The sequence below is a fragment of the Bradyrhizobium tunisiense genome (genome assembly GCF_042263385.1).
In the GTDB taxonomy this organism is placed as follows: domain Bacteria; phylum Pseudomonadota; class Alphaproteobacteria; order Rhizobiales; family Xanthobacteraceae; genus Bradyrhizobium; species Bradyrhizobium tunisiense.
In genome coordinates, this window is record NZ_JBHLEV010000003.1 from 1,013,044 (window position 1) to 1,028,370 (window position 15,327).

12 protein-coding genes are annotated in these 15,327 nt (G+C 63.3%); 5 read left to right on the forward strand and 7 right to left on the reverse strand.

Annotated features, from left to right (window positions below; genetic code table 11):
• Positions 1-38: 38 nt before the first annotated feature.
• Both ACFDR6_RS18140 and ACFDR6_RS18145 read right to left on the reverse strand, forming a co-directional pair.
• Entirely contained in the window at positions 39-1,019 is a 981-nt protein-coding gene (locus ACFDR6_RS18140) for a glycerophosphodiester phosphodiesterase (protein WP_375859046.1), read from the reverse strand.
• 72 nt (positions 1,020-1,091) lie between these two features.
• Positions 1,092-1,904 (reverse strand): L,D-transpeptidase, encoded by an 813-nt coding sequence (locus tag ACFDR6_RS18145; RefSeq protein ID WP_375859047.1) that lies wholly within the window; start codon positions 1,902-1,904, stop codon positions 1,092-1,094.
• A 285-nt stretch (positions 1,905-2,189) separates the two neighbouring features.
• On the opposite strand from ACFDR6_RS18145, the gene ACFDR6_RS18150 reads away from it, so the two are divergent.
• On the forward strand, positions 2,190-2,510 hold the full coding sequence (locus tag ACFDR6_RS18150) for a hypothetical protein (RefSeq protein ID WP_212080628.1): 321 nt from the start codon (positions 2,190-2,192) through the stop codon (positions 2,508-2,510).
• Positions 2,511-2,623: 113 nt separating this feature from the next.
• Here the strand turns inward: ACFDR6_RS18150 and ACFDR6_RS18155 are convergent, their stop codons facing one another.
• Positions 2,624-3,385, reverse strand: a complete 762-nt coding sequence (locus ACFDR6_RS18155; protein WP_212080629.1) for an ABC transporter permease — start codon at positions 3,383-3,385, stop codon at positions 2,624-2,626.
• Positions 3,382-4,305: an ABC transporter ATP-binding protein gene (locus ACFDR6_RS18160; RefSeq protein ID WP_212080630.1), complete on the reverse strand. Its 924-nt coding sequence runs from the start codon at positions 4,303-4,305 to the stop codon at positions 3,382-3,384. The genes ACFDR6_RS18155 and ACFDR6_RS18160 overlap by 4 nt, the downstream gene beginning before the upstream one ends.
• Positions 4,306-4,592: 287 nt before the next feature.
• On the opposite strand from ACFDR6_RS18160, the gene ACFDR6_RS18165 reads away from it, so the two are divergent.
• Positions 4,593-5,309 (forward strand): hypothetical protein, encoded by a 717-nt coding sequence (locus ACFDR6_RS18165; RefSeq protein ID WP_375859049.1) that lies wholly within the window; start codon positions 4,593-4,595, stop codon positions 5,307-5,309.
• Here the strand turns inward: ACFDR6_RS18165 and ACFDR6_RS18170 are convergent.
• Both ACFDR6_RS18170 and ACFDR6_RS18175 read right to left on the reverse strand, forming a co-directional pair.
• Positions 5,306-6,484 (reverse strand): cytochrome P450, encoded by a 1,179-nt coding sequence (locus tag ACFDR6_RS18170; protein WP_375859050.1) that lies wholly within the window; start codon positions 6,482-6,484, stop codon positions 5,306-5,308. The two genes, ACFDR6_RS18165 and ACFDR6_RS18170, sit on opposite strands and share 4 nt — an antisense overlap.
• A gap of 16 nt (positions 6,485-6,500) precedes the next feature.
• A complete protein-coding gene (locus tag ACFDR6_RS18175) occupies positions 6,501-7,709 on the reverse strand; it encodes an ABC transporter substrate-binding protein (RefSeq protein ID WP_375859051.1) in 1,209 nt (402 codons plus the stop codon).
• A 109-nt stretch (positions 7,710-7,818) separates the two neighbouring features.
• Here ACFDR6_RS18175 and ACFDR6_RS18180 point away from each other — a divergent pair, with 109 nt between their 5' ends.
• A complete protein-coding gene (locus tag ACFDR6_RS18180) occupies positions 7,819-8,298 on the forward strand; it encodes a MarR family winged helix-turn-helix transcriptional regulator (RefSeq protein WP_375859052.1) in 480 nt (159 codons plus the stop codon).
• Between the two features lie 172 nt (positions 8,299-8,470).
• Positions 8,471-9,403 carry a LysM peptidoglycan-binding domain-containing protein gene (locus ACFDR6_RS18185; RefSeq protein ID WP_375859053.1) on the forward strand — a complete coding sequence of 311 codons (933 nt, stop codon included), beginning with the start codon at positions 8,471-8,473 and terminating at the stop codon, positions 9,401-9,403.
• Positions 9,404-9,489: 86 nt separating this feature from the next.
• Here the strand turns inward: ACFDR6_RS18185 and ACFDR6_RS18190 are convergent, their stop codons facing one another.
• Positions 9,490-14,232, reverse strand: a complete 4,743-nt coding sequence (locus ACFDR6_RS18190) for a VCBS domain-containing protein (protein ID WP_375859054.1) — start codon at positions 14,230-14,232, stop codon at positions 9,490-9,492.
• Between the two features lie 454 nt (positions 14,233-14,686).
• On the opposite strand from ACFDR6_RS18190, the gene ACFDR6_RS18195 reads away from it, so the two are divergent.
• Positions 14,687-15,316 carry a FecR family protein gene (locus tag ACFDR6_RS18195; protein WP_249152880.1) on the forward strand — a complete coding sequence of 210 codons (630 nt, stop codon included), beginning with the start codon at positions 14,687-14,689 and terminating at the stop codon, positions 15,314-15,316.
• The last annotated feature ends 11 nt before the right edge of the window (positions 15,317-15,327 follow it).

The following is a 15,327-nucleotide window of genomic DNA, read 5'->3' on the forward strand; positions in this document are numbered from 1 at the left end:
CGTTGCACGCCGCACCGCGTCCGGGACGCGAGACCGCCTTACGGTGCCACCGGCGTTCCCGCCGGCAACGCAATTCCCTTCTCACCGGCGACCTGCCGCAACAGGTCCGGCCGGTCCGAGATGATGCCGTCGACGCCAAGCTCGATCATGCGCGCCATGTCGTCGGGCTTGTTGACCGTCCAAACCACCACGCGCAATCCGAGTTCGTGGGCCTCCGAGATCAGCGCCGCCGTCACGTCGCCGAAATGAGGCGACCACACTGCGCCGCCCGCGGCCTTGATGGTGCGCGGCAGCGAGCCGCCATGATCGGCCGGATTGAAACCCGCCGTCCAGCTGGTGGCCTTGTCCAGAGCCACTGTGGCTGTGCCGCGCTGGAGCGTGAGGTATGCCGTCGGCATCTTCGGCGCCTTCTGCTGCACGAGCTGCAACGTTCGCCAGTCGAATGACTGGATCATGACGCGGTCGGAAAATCCTTCAGCTTCGATCAAATCCAGCAGGCTGGTGACAAAAGGCTGCGGGGTAAGGGATTCATCCGGGCGGTTCGGATCGATCTTGGTTTCGATGTTGAAGCGCACGCGCGTGTTGCCGGACTTGCGCGCCAGCGCGAACAGCTCGCGCAAGGTGGGAATGCGTGCTCCCGGCGCGGCGCGCTGGTCGGGGAATTGTTTGGCGTAGGCGCTGTCCGGCCGGATCTGACCGACGTCATAGGTCCTGACCTCGTCGAGACGCAGCTTCACGAAGGGCGCGCCGGGCGGCACGATGTAGGCGCCGCCCGCATCGCGCGTGAGATCGGGATTGAGCCTGCGGTCATGCGAGATGACGACTTCGCCGTCTGCGGTGACGCCGGCGTCGAGCTCCAGCGTGTCCACGCCCATCGACAGCGCGTTGGCGAAGGCCGGCAGGGTGTTTTCCGGCAGCAGCGCCCGACCGCCGCGATGCGCTTCGAGATCGAAGCCCATGGCTCGTCCCGCTATCAGGACCAACAACACAGTCAGAGTGGTCGCGGCACGTGATGGCATGGTGCCTCGAAGGGACATCTATCGTTCGTGCTGGTCGGCGAGGGCAGTCGATAGCGACGGCCGCGGGCCGTATCAATTCTGGTAGTAATAGCCGCGCGGCTGGTAAAGCTGTCGGGGTTGTGGCTGATGGTAGTAGTCCTGCTGGCCATAGCTCTGGTCGTAATAGGGCCGCGGCTGCTGCTGATACATCTGGGCGTCATAGAGCGGGCGGCCGGCCGAACGCGGTGCCGGATAGCGTGCGCCGGTATCGCTGCCGTCGGCGGGATAGATGTAGTTGTCGTCCTGCGGCATGTAGCGACGGGCGGGCTGTGCCGGCGGCGTCAGGTTCACCGGATCGCCTGTCGTGGCATATTGCTCCTCAGTGGGCTGCTGCGGAGCCCGCGCCACCGCAGTGCTGGCGCGGCCGCGTGGATTGCGGGCGAGCGCCACCTGCGCCGAGCCGGTCAGCGTTACCGTGGTGTTGAGCACGCCCTGCTGCTGCACCAGCGCATAGAGCGTCGAGGCATTCTGGCGCGACAGCCGCACGCAGCCGTGGGAGGCGGGTGAGCCGAGCCGGCCGACCGAGTCCGTGCCGTGGATGGCGTGCCCGACCTTGGTGAAGAAGATCGCGTGCGGCATCGGCGCGTCGTCGAATTCCTTGGAGTAGTGGTCCTCTTCCATGCGGAAGGCGCGGAAGGCGCCGTTCGGCGTCTCGCGCGAGGGGAGGCCGGTCGAGACCGGCCAGCGATAGCGCGCGACGCCGTCGACGGCGACGGTCATCTGCTGATTGTCCTTGTCGACGGTGATCTCGACCTTGGCCTGCGCGGCGCCAGCGCTCAAAAGCATCAGGGATGTGAAAGCAATCAAAAACGAACGCATCGGACTACTGGCCTCCGGCCTGTTCATGCTAGCGCCGCGGCTCTCCGTCCCCCGGCGTGCAATATGCCTGCAATCCGGCTTTCGTTCCAGCGGCCTGGCCACCCATCGTTAACGCGGCGGCGGGCGTAAGCAAGGCCGCTTTGTGCCGCGTGGCTGGCGGCGGCGCTGACATTTTCGCGAGCCGAACGTGCGTTCACGACGCCGACAATTCGTCACAAAGGCGCAACCATTCCGCCGCACCGCGCGTTGATCGCAGCTCTCGACAGGCGGCGCCCGCCGTCGGTTATTCCTTTCAGCCTTTTGGGACCGAAGATGAACAAAGCCCGTGTCGCCGCCTTGCCGGCCGGTTTGCCTGTCCGCCTGCTTTTCGCGGCCGCCGCCATTCTGCTCGCGCTGTTGTCGCTACCGCAAGCCGGCCACGCCCAAGGTATCGTGCGCGGCGCCCAGGAAGGCTCCTATGAGGGCAACCGTATCGCGGGTCCCGTGGGCGGCGCAGTTGGCGGTGTCGTCGGTGCCGGTGTCGGCGGCGCCGTTGGCGCCGTCGAGGGGGTGCTCGGCATTCCCCACCGTCATTATCGTCACCGCTGTCGCGGTTATTATGACGGGTACCATCGCTTCCACTGCTATAGGTGAGCTCGTGCCGTCATTCCGGGGCGCGCGTAGCGCGAGCCCGGAATCCATCGGGCGGCAGAGATAATGGATGAATGGATTCCGGGCTCGCCCTTCGGGCGCCCCGGAATGACAACTCAGTTCTTCAGCCGATAACCGGTCCTAAAAATCCACCAGATCACGACCAGGCAGATCACCAGGAACGCCACAGTCATGCCGATGCTGACGGATACGCTGACATCCGCGATCTCATAGAAGCTCCAGCGGAAGCCGGAGATCAGATAGACGACCGGGTTGAGCAGCGCCACCGTGCGCCAGGTGGGCGGCAGCATGTCGATGGAATAGAAGCTTCCGCCGAGGAAGGTCAGCGGCGTCACCACCAGCATCGGGATCATCTGCAGCTTTTCGAATCCGTCGGCCCAGATGCCGATGATGAAACCGAACAGGCTGAACGTCACCGCCGTCAGCACCAGGAAGGTCAGCATCCAGACCGGATGCTGGATGTGCAGTGGAACGAAAAGCCCGGCCGTTGCCAGGATGATGAGGCCCAAGATGATCGATTTGGTCGCGGCGGCGCCGACATAGCCGAGCACGATCTCGAAATAGGAGATCGGTGCCGACAGGATCTCGTAGATCGTGCCGGTGAATTTCGGAAAGTAGATGCCGAACGAGGCGTTGGCGATGCTCTGGGTCAGCACCGAGAGCATGATCAGGCCCGGCACGATGAAGGTGCCGTAGCTGACGCCCTCGACCTCGCTGATGCGCGAGCCGATCGCGGCGCCGAACACCACGAAATAGAGCGAAGTGGAAACCACCGGCGACACGATGCTTTGCAGCAGCGTGCGCCAGGTGCGCGCCATTTCGAACAGATAGATGGCGCGGATGGCGCGGTGGTTCATGACGTCCTCACGAGATCGACGAAGATGTCCTCGAGCGACGATTGCGTCGTGTCGAGATCATTGAAGCGGATACCGGCGGTGCGGAGATCGCCGAGCAGGCTGGTGATGCCCGTGCGCTCGCCCTTGGTGTCGTAATCGTAGACCAGCGTTGTGCCTTTATCGCAGAGCTCGAGCTCGTAATGGCCGAGGCTCTCCGGCAGCGCGTCGAGCTTGCCCTGCAGATGCAGCGTCAGCCGTTTCTTGCCGAGCTTCTGCATCAAGGTCGACTTGTCCTCGATCAGCACGATCTCGCCCTTGTTGATGACGCCAATGCGGTCGGCCATCTCCTCGGCTTCCTCGATGTAATGCGTGGTGAGGATGATGGTGACGCCGGATTGCTGCAGACCGCGCACCACCTCCCACATGCCCTTGCGCAGCTCGACGTCGACACCGGCGGTGGGCTCGTCCAGAAACAGGATCTGCGGCTCGTGCGACAGCGCTTTCGCGATCATCACGCGGCGCTTCATGCCGCCGGAGAGCGTAATGATCTTGTTGTCCTTCTTGTCCCAGAGCGAGAGGTCTTTCAGCACCTTCTCGATATGGGCGGGATTCTTCGGCTTGCCGAACAGGCCGCGGGAGAAGCTCACGGTGGCCCATACGCTTTCGAAGGCGTCGGTGTGCAATTCCTGCGGCACGAGGCCGATCAGCGAGCGGGCCTTGCGGTAGGAGGTCTGGATGTTCTCGCCGCCGACGAGGACGCGCCCTTCGCTGGGATTGGCGATGCCGCAGATGATCGAGATCAGCGTGGTCTTGCCGGCGCCGTTCGGGCCGAGCAGCGCGAAGATCTCGCCGCGCTTGATGTCGAGATTGACGTTCTTGAGCGCCTTGAAGCCGGACCCATAGGTCTTCGACAAATTGGCGACGGAGATGATGGAGGACATGGATGGCCGTAAGGCTGAGGGCAAAAGCTGGGGAGGGAGGCTGGAACCTGCCGGATGGGCGGTCAGCGGAGCCCTGAGATAGGAATGCCTTTGCCAGGCCGCAATTGCCCGGAGAAAAATGGTCTCAAAACAGGCCCTTCGGTGGCAGGTTTCGGGCAGGTGTTGCGCGATGGTCACGGGTTGTGGGTAAGATTGGCCGTTCACGTGCCTCTTTGTTGCGTCTGCGAGCAGGCCGTGGCTACGATTCCGGCCAATCGCAAAGCGCATTGTCCCCAAGGAATAGATCGATGAGACCGAACGGCCGTCACACCGCTGGCGCCAACCAGTTGTCAGCCCTCCGGGTGTGGGCGACGTGCCTGCTCCTGCTGTCAGCAATTGCCATCAACCCGACCACTGCCAAGGCTGCGCCCAGCCAGGCCGCGGCGGCGACCACGCATGTCTATCTGCTTCGCGGGGTACTCAACATCTTCTCGCTCGGGCTCGACACCATCGGTGCCCGGCTCCAGGCGCAGGGCGTCCCGGTGACCGTCGCCAACTTCGTCTCCTGGTCCTCGCTCGCCGATGAAGCTGCGGCCGCCTACAGGGCAGGCCGGCTCAAGACCATCGTCCTGGTCGGCCATTCCTCCGGTGCGACCGCGCTGCCCGACATGATCGCCAAGCTCAACCAGCTCGGCGTACCCGTGAAGCTCGCCATCGGCCTCGACTCCGTGTTCAAGACCAAGCTCTCGACCGGCGCCGAGCGCTACATCAACATCTATATCGGCGACGGTCCGGGTGAGCCGGTGCGCGCTGCGGCGGGCCTGCGCGGCAAGCTCGACAATGTCGACGTGCGCGGCACCGGCGTCGGCCACGTCTCGATCGACAAGAACGAGGCGATCCAGCGCCGCGTTATTGCCGAGATCAACGCCGCGATCATGCGCTCGCGCGCTCCGGCAGCTCCGGTCGCCGTCCGCGGCGCGCCGCAGCAGGCGCACTCGGCGGCAGCGGCCTCGACACGGAATTAGGCCGCCGTCACTCGCACGGGCATGCTCTCCAGCCCGCGGAGCGAATTGTTGAGCCTGCGCTTCGGCTCCGCCGTAAGCTCGATGGTCTTAACGCGCCTTGCGAACTCGCTGAAGATCAATTCGCCTTCCAGGCGCGCGATCATCTGACCTACGCAGGCGTGGATGCCTGCGCCGAAACCGACGTGGCCGGTCGCGGTCCGTTCCACCTCGAAGCAGTCCGGCTTGTCCCAGCGTGCGGGATCGCGGTTGGCCGAGGCCATGAACAGCAGCACCTTGCGATGCGCCGGGATGACGCCGCCGCCGATCTTCACGTCGCGCGAGGTGGTGCGAAAGAACGTCTGTATCGGTGAATCGTAACGCAGGCCTTCCTCGAAAGCGTTGCGCGCCAGCTCCGGCTTGTGGTGCAGCTTGCGATATTCATCCGGATGGGTGGCCAGCGCGAGCAGGGTGTTGCCGATGCCGTTGACCGTGGTGTCGATCCCCGCCGTGAGGAACGGCCGCACCAGATGCGTCGCCTCGTGTTCGGTGATCTCGCCGTCGTCGGCCGCCTGGTAGATCATCATGCCGAGACTGTCGGGCTGTAACGCATCTCGCGCGCAACAATCCATGATCCAGCTCTGCGCCGCGAGGCCCGCCTTGCGCGAGCCGGCCTGGATCTCGTTCTCAGGGCCGAAGCTGTCGAACACGAAGGTGCTCCAGGCCAGCAGCTTCTCGCGACCGTCGGGCCGGATGCCGATCGCATCCGGAAACACCTTCATCGGATAGGCCTCGGCAAGATCGCTCACGGCATCGAACGTGCCTTTGTCGATCAGCTCCGAAACCTTCTTCTCCGCTTCCTTCTGAAACGTCTCGCGCAGCCTCCTTGCGACGCCCGGAGACAGCGTGCGGCCGAGCACCCGCCGGCCCTTGTCGTGGTCCGGCGGGTCGATCTGCAGCGTGAGCGGCTTTGGCAACGCCGGGTTCATCCCGTGGAGCCCGACGCCTTCGCCACTGATGAAGGTCTTCCAGTCCTTCAGGGCCGCTTCGACCTCGCCATAGCCTGCCATGGCCCACACGCCGTAACGCTCCAGCGTGAATACGGGCCCGAGCGCACGCAGCTCCTCATAAGCAGGATAAGGCTCCATCAGGAAGTCAGGTGCGAACGGGTCGAGGGGGATGGATGCAATGCCGCTCATGGTCAGCTCCCGGCGGCTATTGCTTCGCCAGCGGGCACTGACCGTCGCCCTCGGAGCGGAACGCGTCCTCGCCCTTGATCGTAGCGACGACCTTCAGCATATCCCAGGTCGACGTGGATTCGTCCGGAGCCTTGACCTGCAAGAGGTAGAGCGGGTGGATCTTGCGTCCGTCCTTGCGAATGTAGCCCTTGCCGAACAGGGGGTCGTCAGTCGGCAACGCCTTCATCGCCGCGACCACCGCCTTGCCGTCCTTGGCGCCGCCGACCTTGTCGACGGCCTTGAGATAGTGAATGACCGAAGCATAGACGCCGGCCTGCATGTCGTTTGGATAGGCCTTCGAGGGAATGCGTTCGGCGAAGCGTTTGGCGAAAGCCCGCGTGCCGTCGTTCAGATCCCAGTAGAACGGGTTCATGATCTGAGCGCCTTGCGCAAACTTCAGGCCGAGTGCGGGCAGGCCGTTCATGCCGAGGATCAATCCGACCAGCTTGCGGTCCTTGGTCAGCCCGAACTCGGCGGCCTGCTTCATCGAGGTGATGGTATCGTCGCCGGCATTGGCGAAACCGATGACGTTCGCGCCCGACGCCTGGGCCTGGAGCAGGAACGAGGCGTAATCAGCCGTTCCCAGCGGATGCCGCACGTTGCCGAGCACCTCGCCGCCGGACGCCTTCACGGCCTCCGCGGCCTGCTTCTCAAGATCATGGCCGAAGGCGTAGTCGGCGGTGATGAAGAACCATTTCTTGCCGCCCTGCTGCACGATCGCCTTGCCGAGACCACGCCCATAGGCATAGGTGTCGTAGGTCCAGTGCACGGTGTTCGGCGTGCATTTCTCGCCGGTCAACAGCACCGTTCCGGCGCCCGATCCGACGAAGACCTTGTTCTTCTCGGCGCTCATGCCGGCCACCGCAAGCGCGATCGACGAGTTCGGAAGGTCGAAGATCGCATCGACACCCTCGTTCTCGTACCAGCGCCGGGCGATGCCGATGCCGATATCGGTCTTGTTCTGATGGTCGGCTGCGACGACCTCGACCGGCTTGCCGGCGGCCTTTCCGCCATAGTCTTCAACCGCCATTTTGGCGGCGACGACCGAGCCGATGCCCTGATAGCTGGCGAACGGACCCGATTGGTCGTTCAGGATGCCGATCTTCACCGCGTCCTGGGCGAACGCCGGTGCAGCCGTCATCATCGCCGCCACTATGCATAATTTGTGCAGGAATTTGCTGTTCATTGTCTCCCTCCCATGGGCGGTCTTGGTGCCGCTGTATAATAGTTATATTTTATAGCTATTTTTGGGAGTGTCAATTCGGCCGTCTTCCGGCCGCCGCGGATTGAGGATCATGAGCGCGAAAGCAGTAAGACCCGGAGCCAAGTCCGCGCAGTCGCCGGAGACGTCGCTGAACCTGCGCGCGCTGCAGCGGACGCCAGGCTTCATGCTGCGGCTCGCGCAGCTGAAGTTCTTCGAAGGCTTCTACGAGGAATTCGCGGCATTGGGTCTGACGCCCGCCACCTATGCGATCTTCGCGATCATTCGGGACAATCCCGGCGTTCCCCCGAGCAGCATCGCCAGCGTGCTCCGCCTCCGCCTGCCGAACCTGATCAAGATCCTGAACGAGCTCGAATCGACCGGCTTGATCAAGCGCAGCCGTTCGAAGTCCGATCGCCGCGCGGTGGAATTGATGCTCACGCCAAAGGGCGCAAAGCTCATTGCCGAGGGAGTAAGGCTGACTCAGCCCTATAATGAAAGGATGCTGGCCTCGCTCAGCGAGGCCGAGCAACGTACGCTGCTCGAACTGTTGAATCGGATTCTGCCGCTCTAGCCTCGGGACCGGCCTGAGGCCGATCGTCGCAAAGTCCGTGATATGCCGCGATGGGCAGCGGGTTGGCGGGCTGCCGGGAAAGGCAGTCGGTTCCGTGCCCCAAAATCCACCCAATCGGTGGTCACTAAGCCCCGGAGGGGGCCATTGGCTCCGTGGTGGGACTGCTGGACTGATGATTGATCTGAGGCGACTAGTCGCGCTGGCAGCCGTTGCACTGCTCGCCTTGGGCCCCGGCGTAGCCGCTGCCTCACCCGCCAAATCCAAGCCCACCGCGGCCGTGCCTGCCGCGCCGCCGCCTCCGCCTTTCGAGCCGCTGGCGCCGCCAAAAATCTACCTGTTCCGCGGCGCCATGGGCCCGATTTTCTCGACCGGCATGGATCGACTCGAAGAGAAGCTGACGAAGGCCGGCTTCTCGGCCAATGTCTATGAGTTCACTATCTGCCGGTTCATCGGCGACCGCGCCATCGCCAGCTACAAGGAAAGCCCCGCGCCGATCGTGCTGATCGGCCACTCCATGGGTGGGCTGTGCTCGATCATCATCTCCGAGATGGCGGCCAAGGAGAACATCCCGATCAGCCTCGTCATCGCCATCGATCCCGCGCATGCGACCGGCGACGTGCCGCTCAATGTCGAGCGCTTCATCAACATCTTCCTGTCCGACAGCGTGCTCGGCGGCGGCGACGTCGTTGCGGTCCCCGGCTTTCGCGGCCATTACGCGAGCTACGACCTGAAGCAGAACGCGCGCGTCTCGCACATCAACATCGAGAAATCCGACGACATCCATCGCCAGATCGTCGAGATGGTGACGAAGCTGCCGCGCATTCCGCCGCAAACGCAGGCCGACGCGGTGCCGCTGCGCTATCTTGTGCCGGCCGATACGTTGGTCGAATTGTGGGACTCCGGTGTACGAGTGCCGGTGCGCAAGGGCGACACCATGGAAAGCATCGCCGCCGCCAATCGCGTGCCGCTGTGGACGCTCGCGCAGAGCAACTCGCTCGCAGAAAATGCACCGCTTACGCCGGGGCAAACCCTCATCGTCCCCCGTCACCTGACCCCGCCCGAGCCGGCGGCGGCGATGGCAACGCCGCCGTCAGGGCGGAAATAGGCCGAGATCGTTACAGGCCTCTGGCTTGCGGGGCTCGCGAGATTTAGCGATGCATTCCCGCCATGTGCATCTTCAATAGACCATGGTCACACCAGGAGATCGTGCGGCACATGATGCCCGGCTGCGCCGCCCGCAACGTGAAGGCCGAGGTCGGGATGCGAAAACTCGCTCGCCATCGGGGGAGCGCCGTGAACGCGGGCCTCCGCCGCGATTTCTTGATGGCCGGGCGGGATATCGTTCGCAAATGCGACGCTCGGCCTCTCGATCGGAGGCTTCAGGAAGTTGAAGGAATCGCCCGGCTCATGCGGATTGCCCTTCGGGCTTGCCGGTTCGCCATCTCCTGCAGAGAGCAGATGAGAATGAGAGCCGCCGGGCGCTTCCGCCGGAGCATGCTCGTGCGCGCTTGCCTGAGGCGTCATCGAGCGAGGGTTGTCTCCGTCCCCGAGCCCTTTCCATGGGGTAGCATCAAGCACGTTCTCGCTGTCGGCCAGGCTGGCGCGGCCATGGCTCTCCGCGGCCTTGCCTTCATTGACATGCTGGTCGGCCGCCAGAAGCGCATCCGGCGCGAACCAGAACACGGGATGGCTCTCCACCGCCGCCTCGGCCGTGTGGATTCCTTTCAGATAGGCGCCGTCATCGGCTTTGGTCTGCTCGAAGACAAACTTGAAGGAATCCATCGGTCGCGAACCGATGGCCGTTTCCCACAGGGTGGATTTCGTTTCAATCTCGCCCGAGGTGGAAGGCGCCGTCTCGGTGGTCCTTCCGCTGTGATCCAAATCGGCATCGAGGAGATAACTCACCTCCACGGCGGTCGAACCGCCGTCGAGCGAAGAAGTGCTGGCACTTTCCGACGTGTCGGCAGAGGTGTCGGACGTGCTGAGCGTGATGACAGCCGCTTCACTTTGTATAATTGCGGACGGATCGAGGGTGTCGCTCACCGCCATGACCGGTGCCACGGCTTCATCCACGATGAAGTCCGACGAAGCAATGGTCGCGACACCTTGGAGATGAACCTCCAGCAGGCTGGAATCACCGATCTGGAGAGTTTGATCGGTCGGATTCACATACACGATGGTCTCGTTGGCCGCGCTGTCGTAGATCCAGGCGATGGTGTGGGGCGGCACGGAGGAGCTTGACGAGCTCAATGCCAGGATCACGAAGCCGAGCGCGCCGACCGCCCTCAGATCGATCTTGTCGGTTCCCGATATGAAATCGGTAATCGTGTCGAACCGGCCGGCTCTGGAATCCACTGCCGAGAGGTAAGTGAAGACATCAGCACCGTTGCTGCCCGTGAGCGTATCCGCGCCGAACCCGCCGACGATGGTGTCGTTATCGTTGTTGCCGTTGATATCGTCCTGTCCGGAGCCGCCGTAGATGAGGTCGTCACCGTTATTGCCCTTGATCGTATCGTCGCCGGATCCGCCGTAGAGGGTGTCGGTCACGCCGGTCCCGTTCAGGTTGTCGTCGCCGGCGCCACCGTAGACGATCTGGGAAATGCTGCCGCCGCCGGCGACGCTGTCGTCACCGGGCGTGCCGTAAACAAACGGAGGGTTGGATACGACGGTGCTTCCCAGCGCCAGATTGTCGAAGTCGTTGGGGTCCGCATCGCTGGCGCCGTGGATGGTGATCGCCACCTCCTGCGTGGTGCCGTCGATGGACGTTACCGTGAAGTGGTCGGTGAGCGTATCGCCGGCGCCGAGCGCGTCCACCACGCTGTTGTTATTGTCCAGTGTATAGGTCCACACCCCCGATGCGGTCATCGTGAAGCTGCCGTAACCGCCGTCGCTTGCAGTGGACGAGGTCACCGCCGTGAAGGTGTTGGCGAGGTTGTCCACGTCAGTATCAGTGAGCGTGCCGGTCGCAACCGGCGTGCCGGGGGCGATGCCGCCGGCCTCGAGCACCGAGCCTGTCGTGGTCCCGGAAATGATGGCGGCGTCATTGGTGCCGTTGATCGTGATCGTCACCAGTTTCGGCGTCCCGTCGATCGTGGTCACGGTGAATTGGTCGGTCAGCGTATCGCCAGCATTGAGGGCCTGCACCGTGGCGTTGGCATTGTCGAGCGTGTAGGCCCAAACGCCCAGTGCGGTCATCGTGAACGTGCCGAAGCCGCCTGCGCTTGGCCTTGGCGTGATGACCGGCGTGAAGGTATTGGCGGTGTTGTCGGGATCGATATCGGTCAATGTCCCCGTCGTCGTCGGCAAGCCGGACGTGCCATTGGCCACCCCGCCGGCCTCGGTCACGGCACCTGTCGCCGTTCCCGAGATGACCGCGCTGTCGTTGCTGCCGTTGATTGTGATCGTGACCGTCTGCGGCGTGCCGTCGGCTGCGGTCACCGTGAAGCTGTCCGTCAGCGTGCTTCCGTTGTTGAGCGCCTGTACCGCGTTGCTGGTGTTGTCGAGCGTGTAGGTCCACAGCCCGGACGCGGTCATCGTGAACGTGCCGTAGCCACCGTTGCTGGACGTGGGCGAGATCACCGCCACGAAGGTGTCGGCCGGATTGTCGACGTCGGTATCGGTGAGCGTGCCGGTCGCCACCGGCGTGCCGGAAGAGATGACGCCGGCTTCGAGCACCGAGCCTGTCGCGGTTCCGGAAATGATGGCGGCGTCATTCGCGCCGCGGATTGTGATTGTCACCGTCTGCGGCGTGCCGTCGACCGTGGTCACGGTGAACTGGTCGATCAGCGTATCGCCGACATTGAGGGCCTGCACCGTGACGTTGCCATCGTCGAGCGTGTAGGTCCAGGTCCCAAGCGCGGTCATCGTGAAGGCCCCGAAGCCGCCTGCGCTCGGCGTTGGCGTGGTCACCGGCGTGAAGGTGTTGGACGCGTTGTCGGGATCGACATCGGTCAATGTCCCGGTTGCAGCCGGCGTGCCGGGCGTACCGTTGGCCACACCTCCGGCCTCGGTCACCGCGCCGGTCTTCGTTCCGGAGACGTCCGCCCCGTCGTTGCTGCCGTTGATGGTGACCGTCACGATCTGCGTCGTGCCGTCGATCGTGGTCACCGTGAAGCTGTCTGTCAGCGTATCGCCGTTGTTGAGCGCCTGTACCGCGGCGTTGGTATTGTCGAGCGTGTAGGTCCACACGCCGGCCGTGGTGATGGTGAAGCTGCCATACGCTTGCGCGCTCGCCGTCGGTGTGTTGACTTCCACGAAAGTATCGGCCGTGCTGTCCACATCCCCAGCGAGGAGCGTGCCCGTCGCGGTCGGTGTGCCGGGTGAGGCGCCGCCCGCCTCGACGACCGAACCGGCGGTAATCCCGGAGACGACGGCGGCGTCGTTGCTGCCCTGGATCGCGATCGTCACGACCTGGGGAGTGCCGTCGATACTTGTCACGGTGAACCGATCGATCAGCGTATCGCCGGCATTCAGGGACTGTACTGCGGTGTTGCTATCGTCGAGCGTGTAGGTCCACACGCCGCCGGCCGTCATCGTGAAAGTGCCGTAGCCGCCCGTGCTCCTGGCGGGCGAACTCACCGTCGTGAACGTGTCGGGCGGATTGTCGACATCCGTGGCTGTCAGCGTGCCGGTTGCGCTCGGTGTTCCCGGTACCACATTGGCGACACCGCCGGCCTCCACTACCGTGCCTTCGGCGTTGCCCGAGATGATGGCGGTGTCGTTGACGCCGTTGATGGTGACGACGAAGCTCCGGCTCGTCGAGACGAAGCCGTCCGAGACCGTGATGACGAAGCTCGTGGTCGTCGGCGACAACAGGGCGTTGATGGCATCCGCATTCGGAACGAACGTGTAGGCGCCGGATGCGCTGTTGAGATAGAGCGTGCCAAAAGGACTGCTCTGCCAAAGATCGTATGTCTCTCCGTTCAGAACCGCGGTGCTGGCCGTGCCACCGGCGAGACCATAGGTGAGGGTGTTGTTGAACGGGCTGCTGGCGGTGAAGGTGCCGGTTACCGTGGCGAACGTATCGTCGAACCTGAACGTGTCGATTTCGATCGGGCCGGCCGGCAGGTTCAATTCGGGAAGCGGCACCACGATCAGGGGGAACTCGATCGGGGGAGCGACCGGAAGCACGTTGGGTGCCGCAGTCCTATTCTCCGACGTGAAATTGATGTGCTGCAGTGACGGCGTGGAGGCAAAGGGCGGCGTGCCGGAGCCCGTCGGGCCGCGCGTGAGATTGGCAAGCACGTCCTGTTGAGCGGCGTGCAGCTCCTCCATGCGAGCGGCGCTGTTGGCGACCTGATTAACGCTGATCGAGGAGCCGACCCTGTTCAGAACAACGGTTTCGCCAGGATCATCGACAATGATGTGTCGCGGCACCCGCTCCTTGGTGATGAGCTCGAACGCGCCGTGCTGAAGGTCCTTGTAAGAGAGCGTGTCGTTGTCCAGAGACGCGCCGTCGGGATCCGCGCCTTGCGCCCGGTCCATCATGGCGAAGGTCAGCGCCGTCATCGTCAGAATGCCAAAGCCGGTTGCATGGGAGCGGCCCCGAACGCTGCCGAGGGGCGTGTCGATCGTCAGGGTGCCGCCATCCGCCAGCCGGCCGGCCGCGAACGCAAAGCTTCCGCTGCTGATCGCAACGATGGTCGAGCGCGACGCGGCGTCGGAATCGGAGGCGAACTCCCGCAGTTCGACGCGCGCCCCGCCGGCGATGTTGAATTCGGTGTCGTCGAGGAGGCGAATTCCGACTTGCGCATCCGCAGCCGTTTCGATGACGTCCAGCCGGTAGACAAGGTCGCCAATGCTGACTTGCGCGGCTGGGCCGCCATCGCGCGTGAGGGTTACGCACCCTAACGTGCTTTGGACGATGCCGACGATCTGGAGGGGGGAGGTTTTAATGGCCCAATTGTGGGGCTCAACGCCAAAAGCAACTGACATGACTGTGGCCTCGCGTGCCGAATAATTCGGGCTCGGCGCGGTGCTGCGGTCTTGTATCGGTTTTGCTAAGCCACGGGCTCAATATGCAATTTTTGGCGTTAGCAACCCCAGGCCTGCACGCCGAAGAAGTTCTGTAAAAAATCGATCTCTATAGGTATGGCCAAGACGATGGCCGGTTCAGCGGAGATGTCTCTCCGCAGCAACAATTTGCGCTCTCTAGAAGTTGACGATCAAGCAACGTGACATTTAGCTCAATTTCGCTGGTCAAGCAAACGGCTTGGGCCTAACATCAATTTCGGAGATACTTTGTCTGGAAGGCAGGTCCGTTAGGACCGATCCAGGTTGTAGAAATTGGCAGTGCACGAATTGCGAGCCCTACCTAGGGCTCATACAGCTCCATCGAGCGGCTCGCAAACCACATCCTTCTCGGAAAGGGCGGGTCATGTGCAGACATATGATTGCAGTTTTGGTCACCGGCTTCATTTTGGCATCCGCGGGTGGTCTCGCCGCGCAAGCGCAGACTCCAGTCAATCCCGTGATACGTGGCTCCGATGATGCGGTGCCAAAACCCATTGGCAAGGTCGTAGCCGTCACAGGTTCGGTCTCGATCGAGCACAAGGGTGCGGCCGTCGTCCAGGCGAACCTCGGTGACCCCGCTCAGGCAAAAACCGGCGATGCCGTCTATCTCCGCGACGTCGTGCAAACGGGGGCGGACAGCCGGGTCAGCATCAATTTCAGCGATGGCTCTTCGTTCAATTTGTCGAGCAACGCGCGCATGACCCTGGATGAGTACGTTTATGATCCCGACGGCAAGTCCAATGCCACATTTTTCAATCTGGCCAAAGGCACGGCGACTTTCGTCGCCGGCCAGATCGCCAGGACCGGCGACATGAAGGTCGATACGCCCGTTGCAACGATGGGAATCCGAGGCACTACGCCGCACATCGAAATTGCGGATGACGGCGCGGTCAAGTTCTCGACTCTCATCGAGGAGGGCAAGAGCAAACTGGCAAAGAAGCACGTGACTGCTGTCACGCCCGAACGGGGGAGCGGTCCGAGGCCGAACATTTGCAGAGGGTGCTGAAGCGACACGGG

What these genes read in the sequence shown, in the direction of transcription:
- ACFDR6_RS18190 (WP_375859054.1), bottom strand. Translation starts at nt 14,232, where the DNA reads ATGTCAGTTGCTTTTGGCGTTGAGCCCCACAATTGGGCCATTAAAACC.
- ACFDR6_RS18150 (WP_212080628.1), top strand. Translation starts at nt 2,190, where the DNA reads ATGAACAAAGCCCGTGTCGCCGCCTTGCCGGCCGGTTTGCCTGTCCGC.
- ACFDR6_RS18195 (WP_249152880.1), top strand. Translation starts at nt 14,687, where the DNA reads ATGATTGCAGTTTTGGTCACCGGCTTCATTTTGGCATCCGCGGGTGGT.
- ACFDR6_RS18165 (WP_375859049.1), top strand. Translation starts at nt 4,593, where the DNA reads ATGAGACCGAACGGCCGTCACACCGCTGGCGCCAACCAGTTGTCAGCC.
- ACFDR6_RS18175 (WP_375859051.1), bottom strand. Translation starts at nt 7,709, where the DNA reads ATGAACAGCAAATTCCTGCACAAATTATGCATAGTGGCGGCGATGATG.
- ACFDR6_RS18160 (WP_212080630.1), bottom strand. Translation starts at nt 4,305, where the DNA reads ATGTCCTCCATCATCTCCGTCGCCAATTTGTCGAAGACCTATGGGTCC.
- ACFDR6_RS18170 (WP_375859050.1), bottom strand. Translation starts at nt 6,484, where the DNA reads ATGAGCGGCATTGCATCCATCCCCCTCGACCCGTTCGCACCTGACTTC.
- ACFDR6_RS18145 (WP_375859047.1), bottom strand. Translation starts at nt 1,904, where the DNA reads ATGAACAGGCCGGAGGCCAGTAGTCCGATGCGTTCGTTTTTGATTGCT.
- ACFDR6_RS18180 (WP_375859052.1), top strand. Translation starts at nt 7,819, where the DNA reads ATGAGCGCGAAAGCAGTAAGACCCGGAGCCAAGTCCGCGCAGTCGCCG.
- ACFDR6_RS18140 (WP_375859046.1), bottom strand. Translation starts at nt 1,019, where the DNA reads ATGCCATCACGTGCCGCGACCACTCTGACTGTGTTGTTGGTCCTGATA.
- ACFDR6_RS18185 (WP_375859053.1), top strand. Translation starts at nt 8,471, where the DNA reads ATGATTGATCTGAGGCGACTAGTCGCGCTGGCAGCCGTTGCACTGCTC.
- ACFDR6_RS18155 (WP_212080629.1), bottom strand. Translation starts at nt 3,385, where the DNA reads ATGAACCACCGCGCCATCCGCGCCATCTATCTGTTCGAAATGGCGCGC.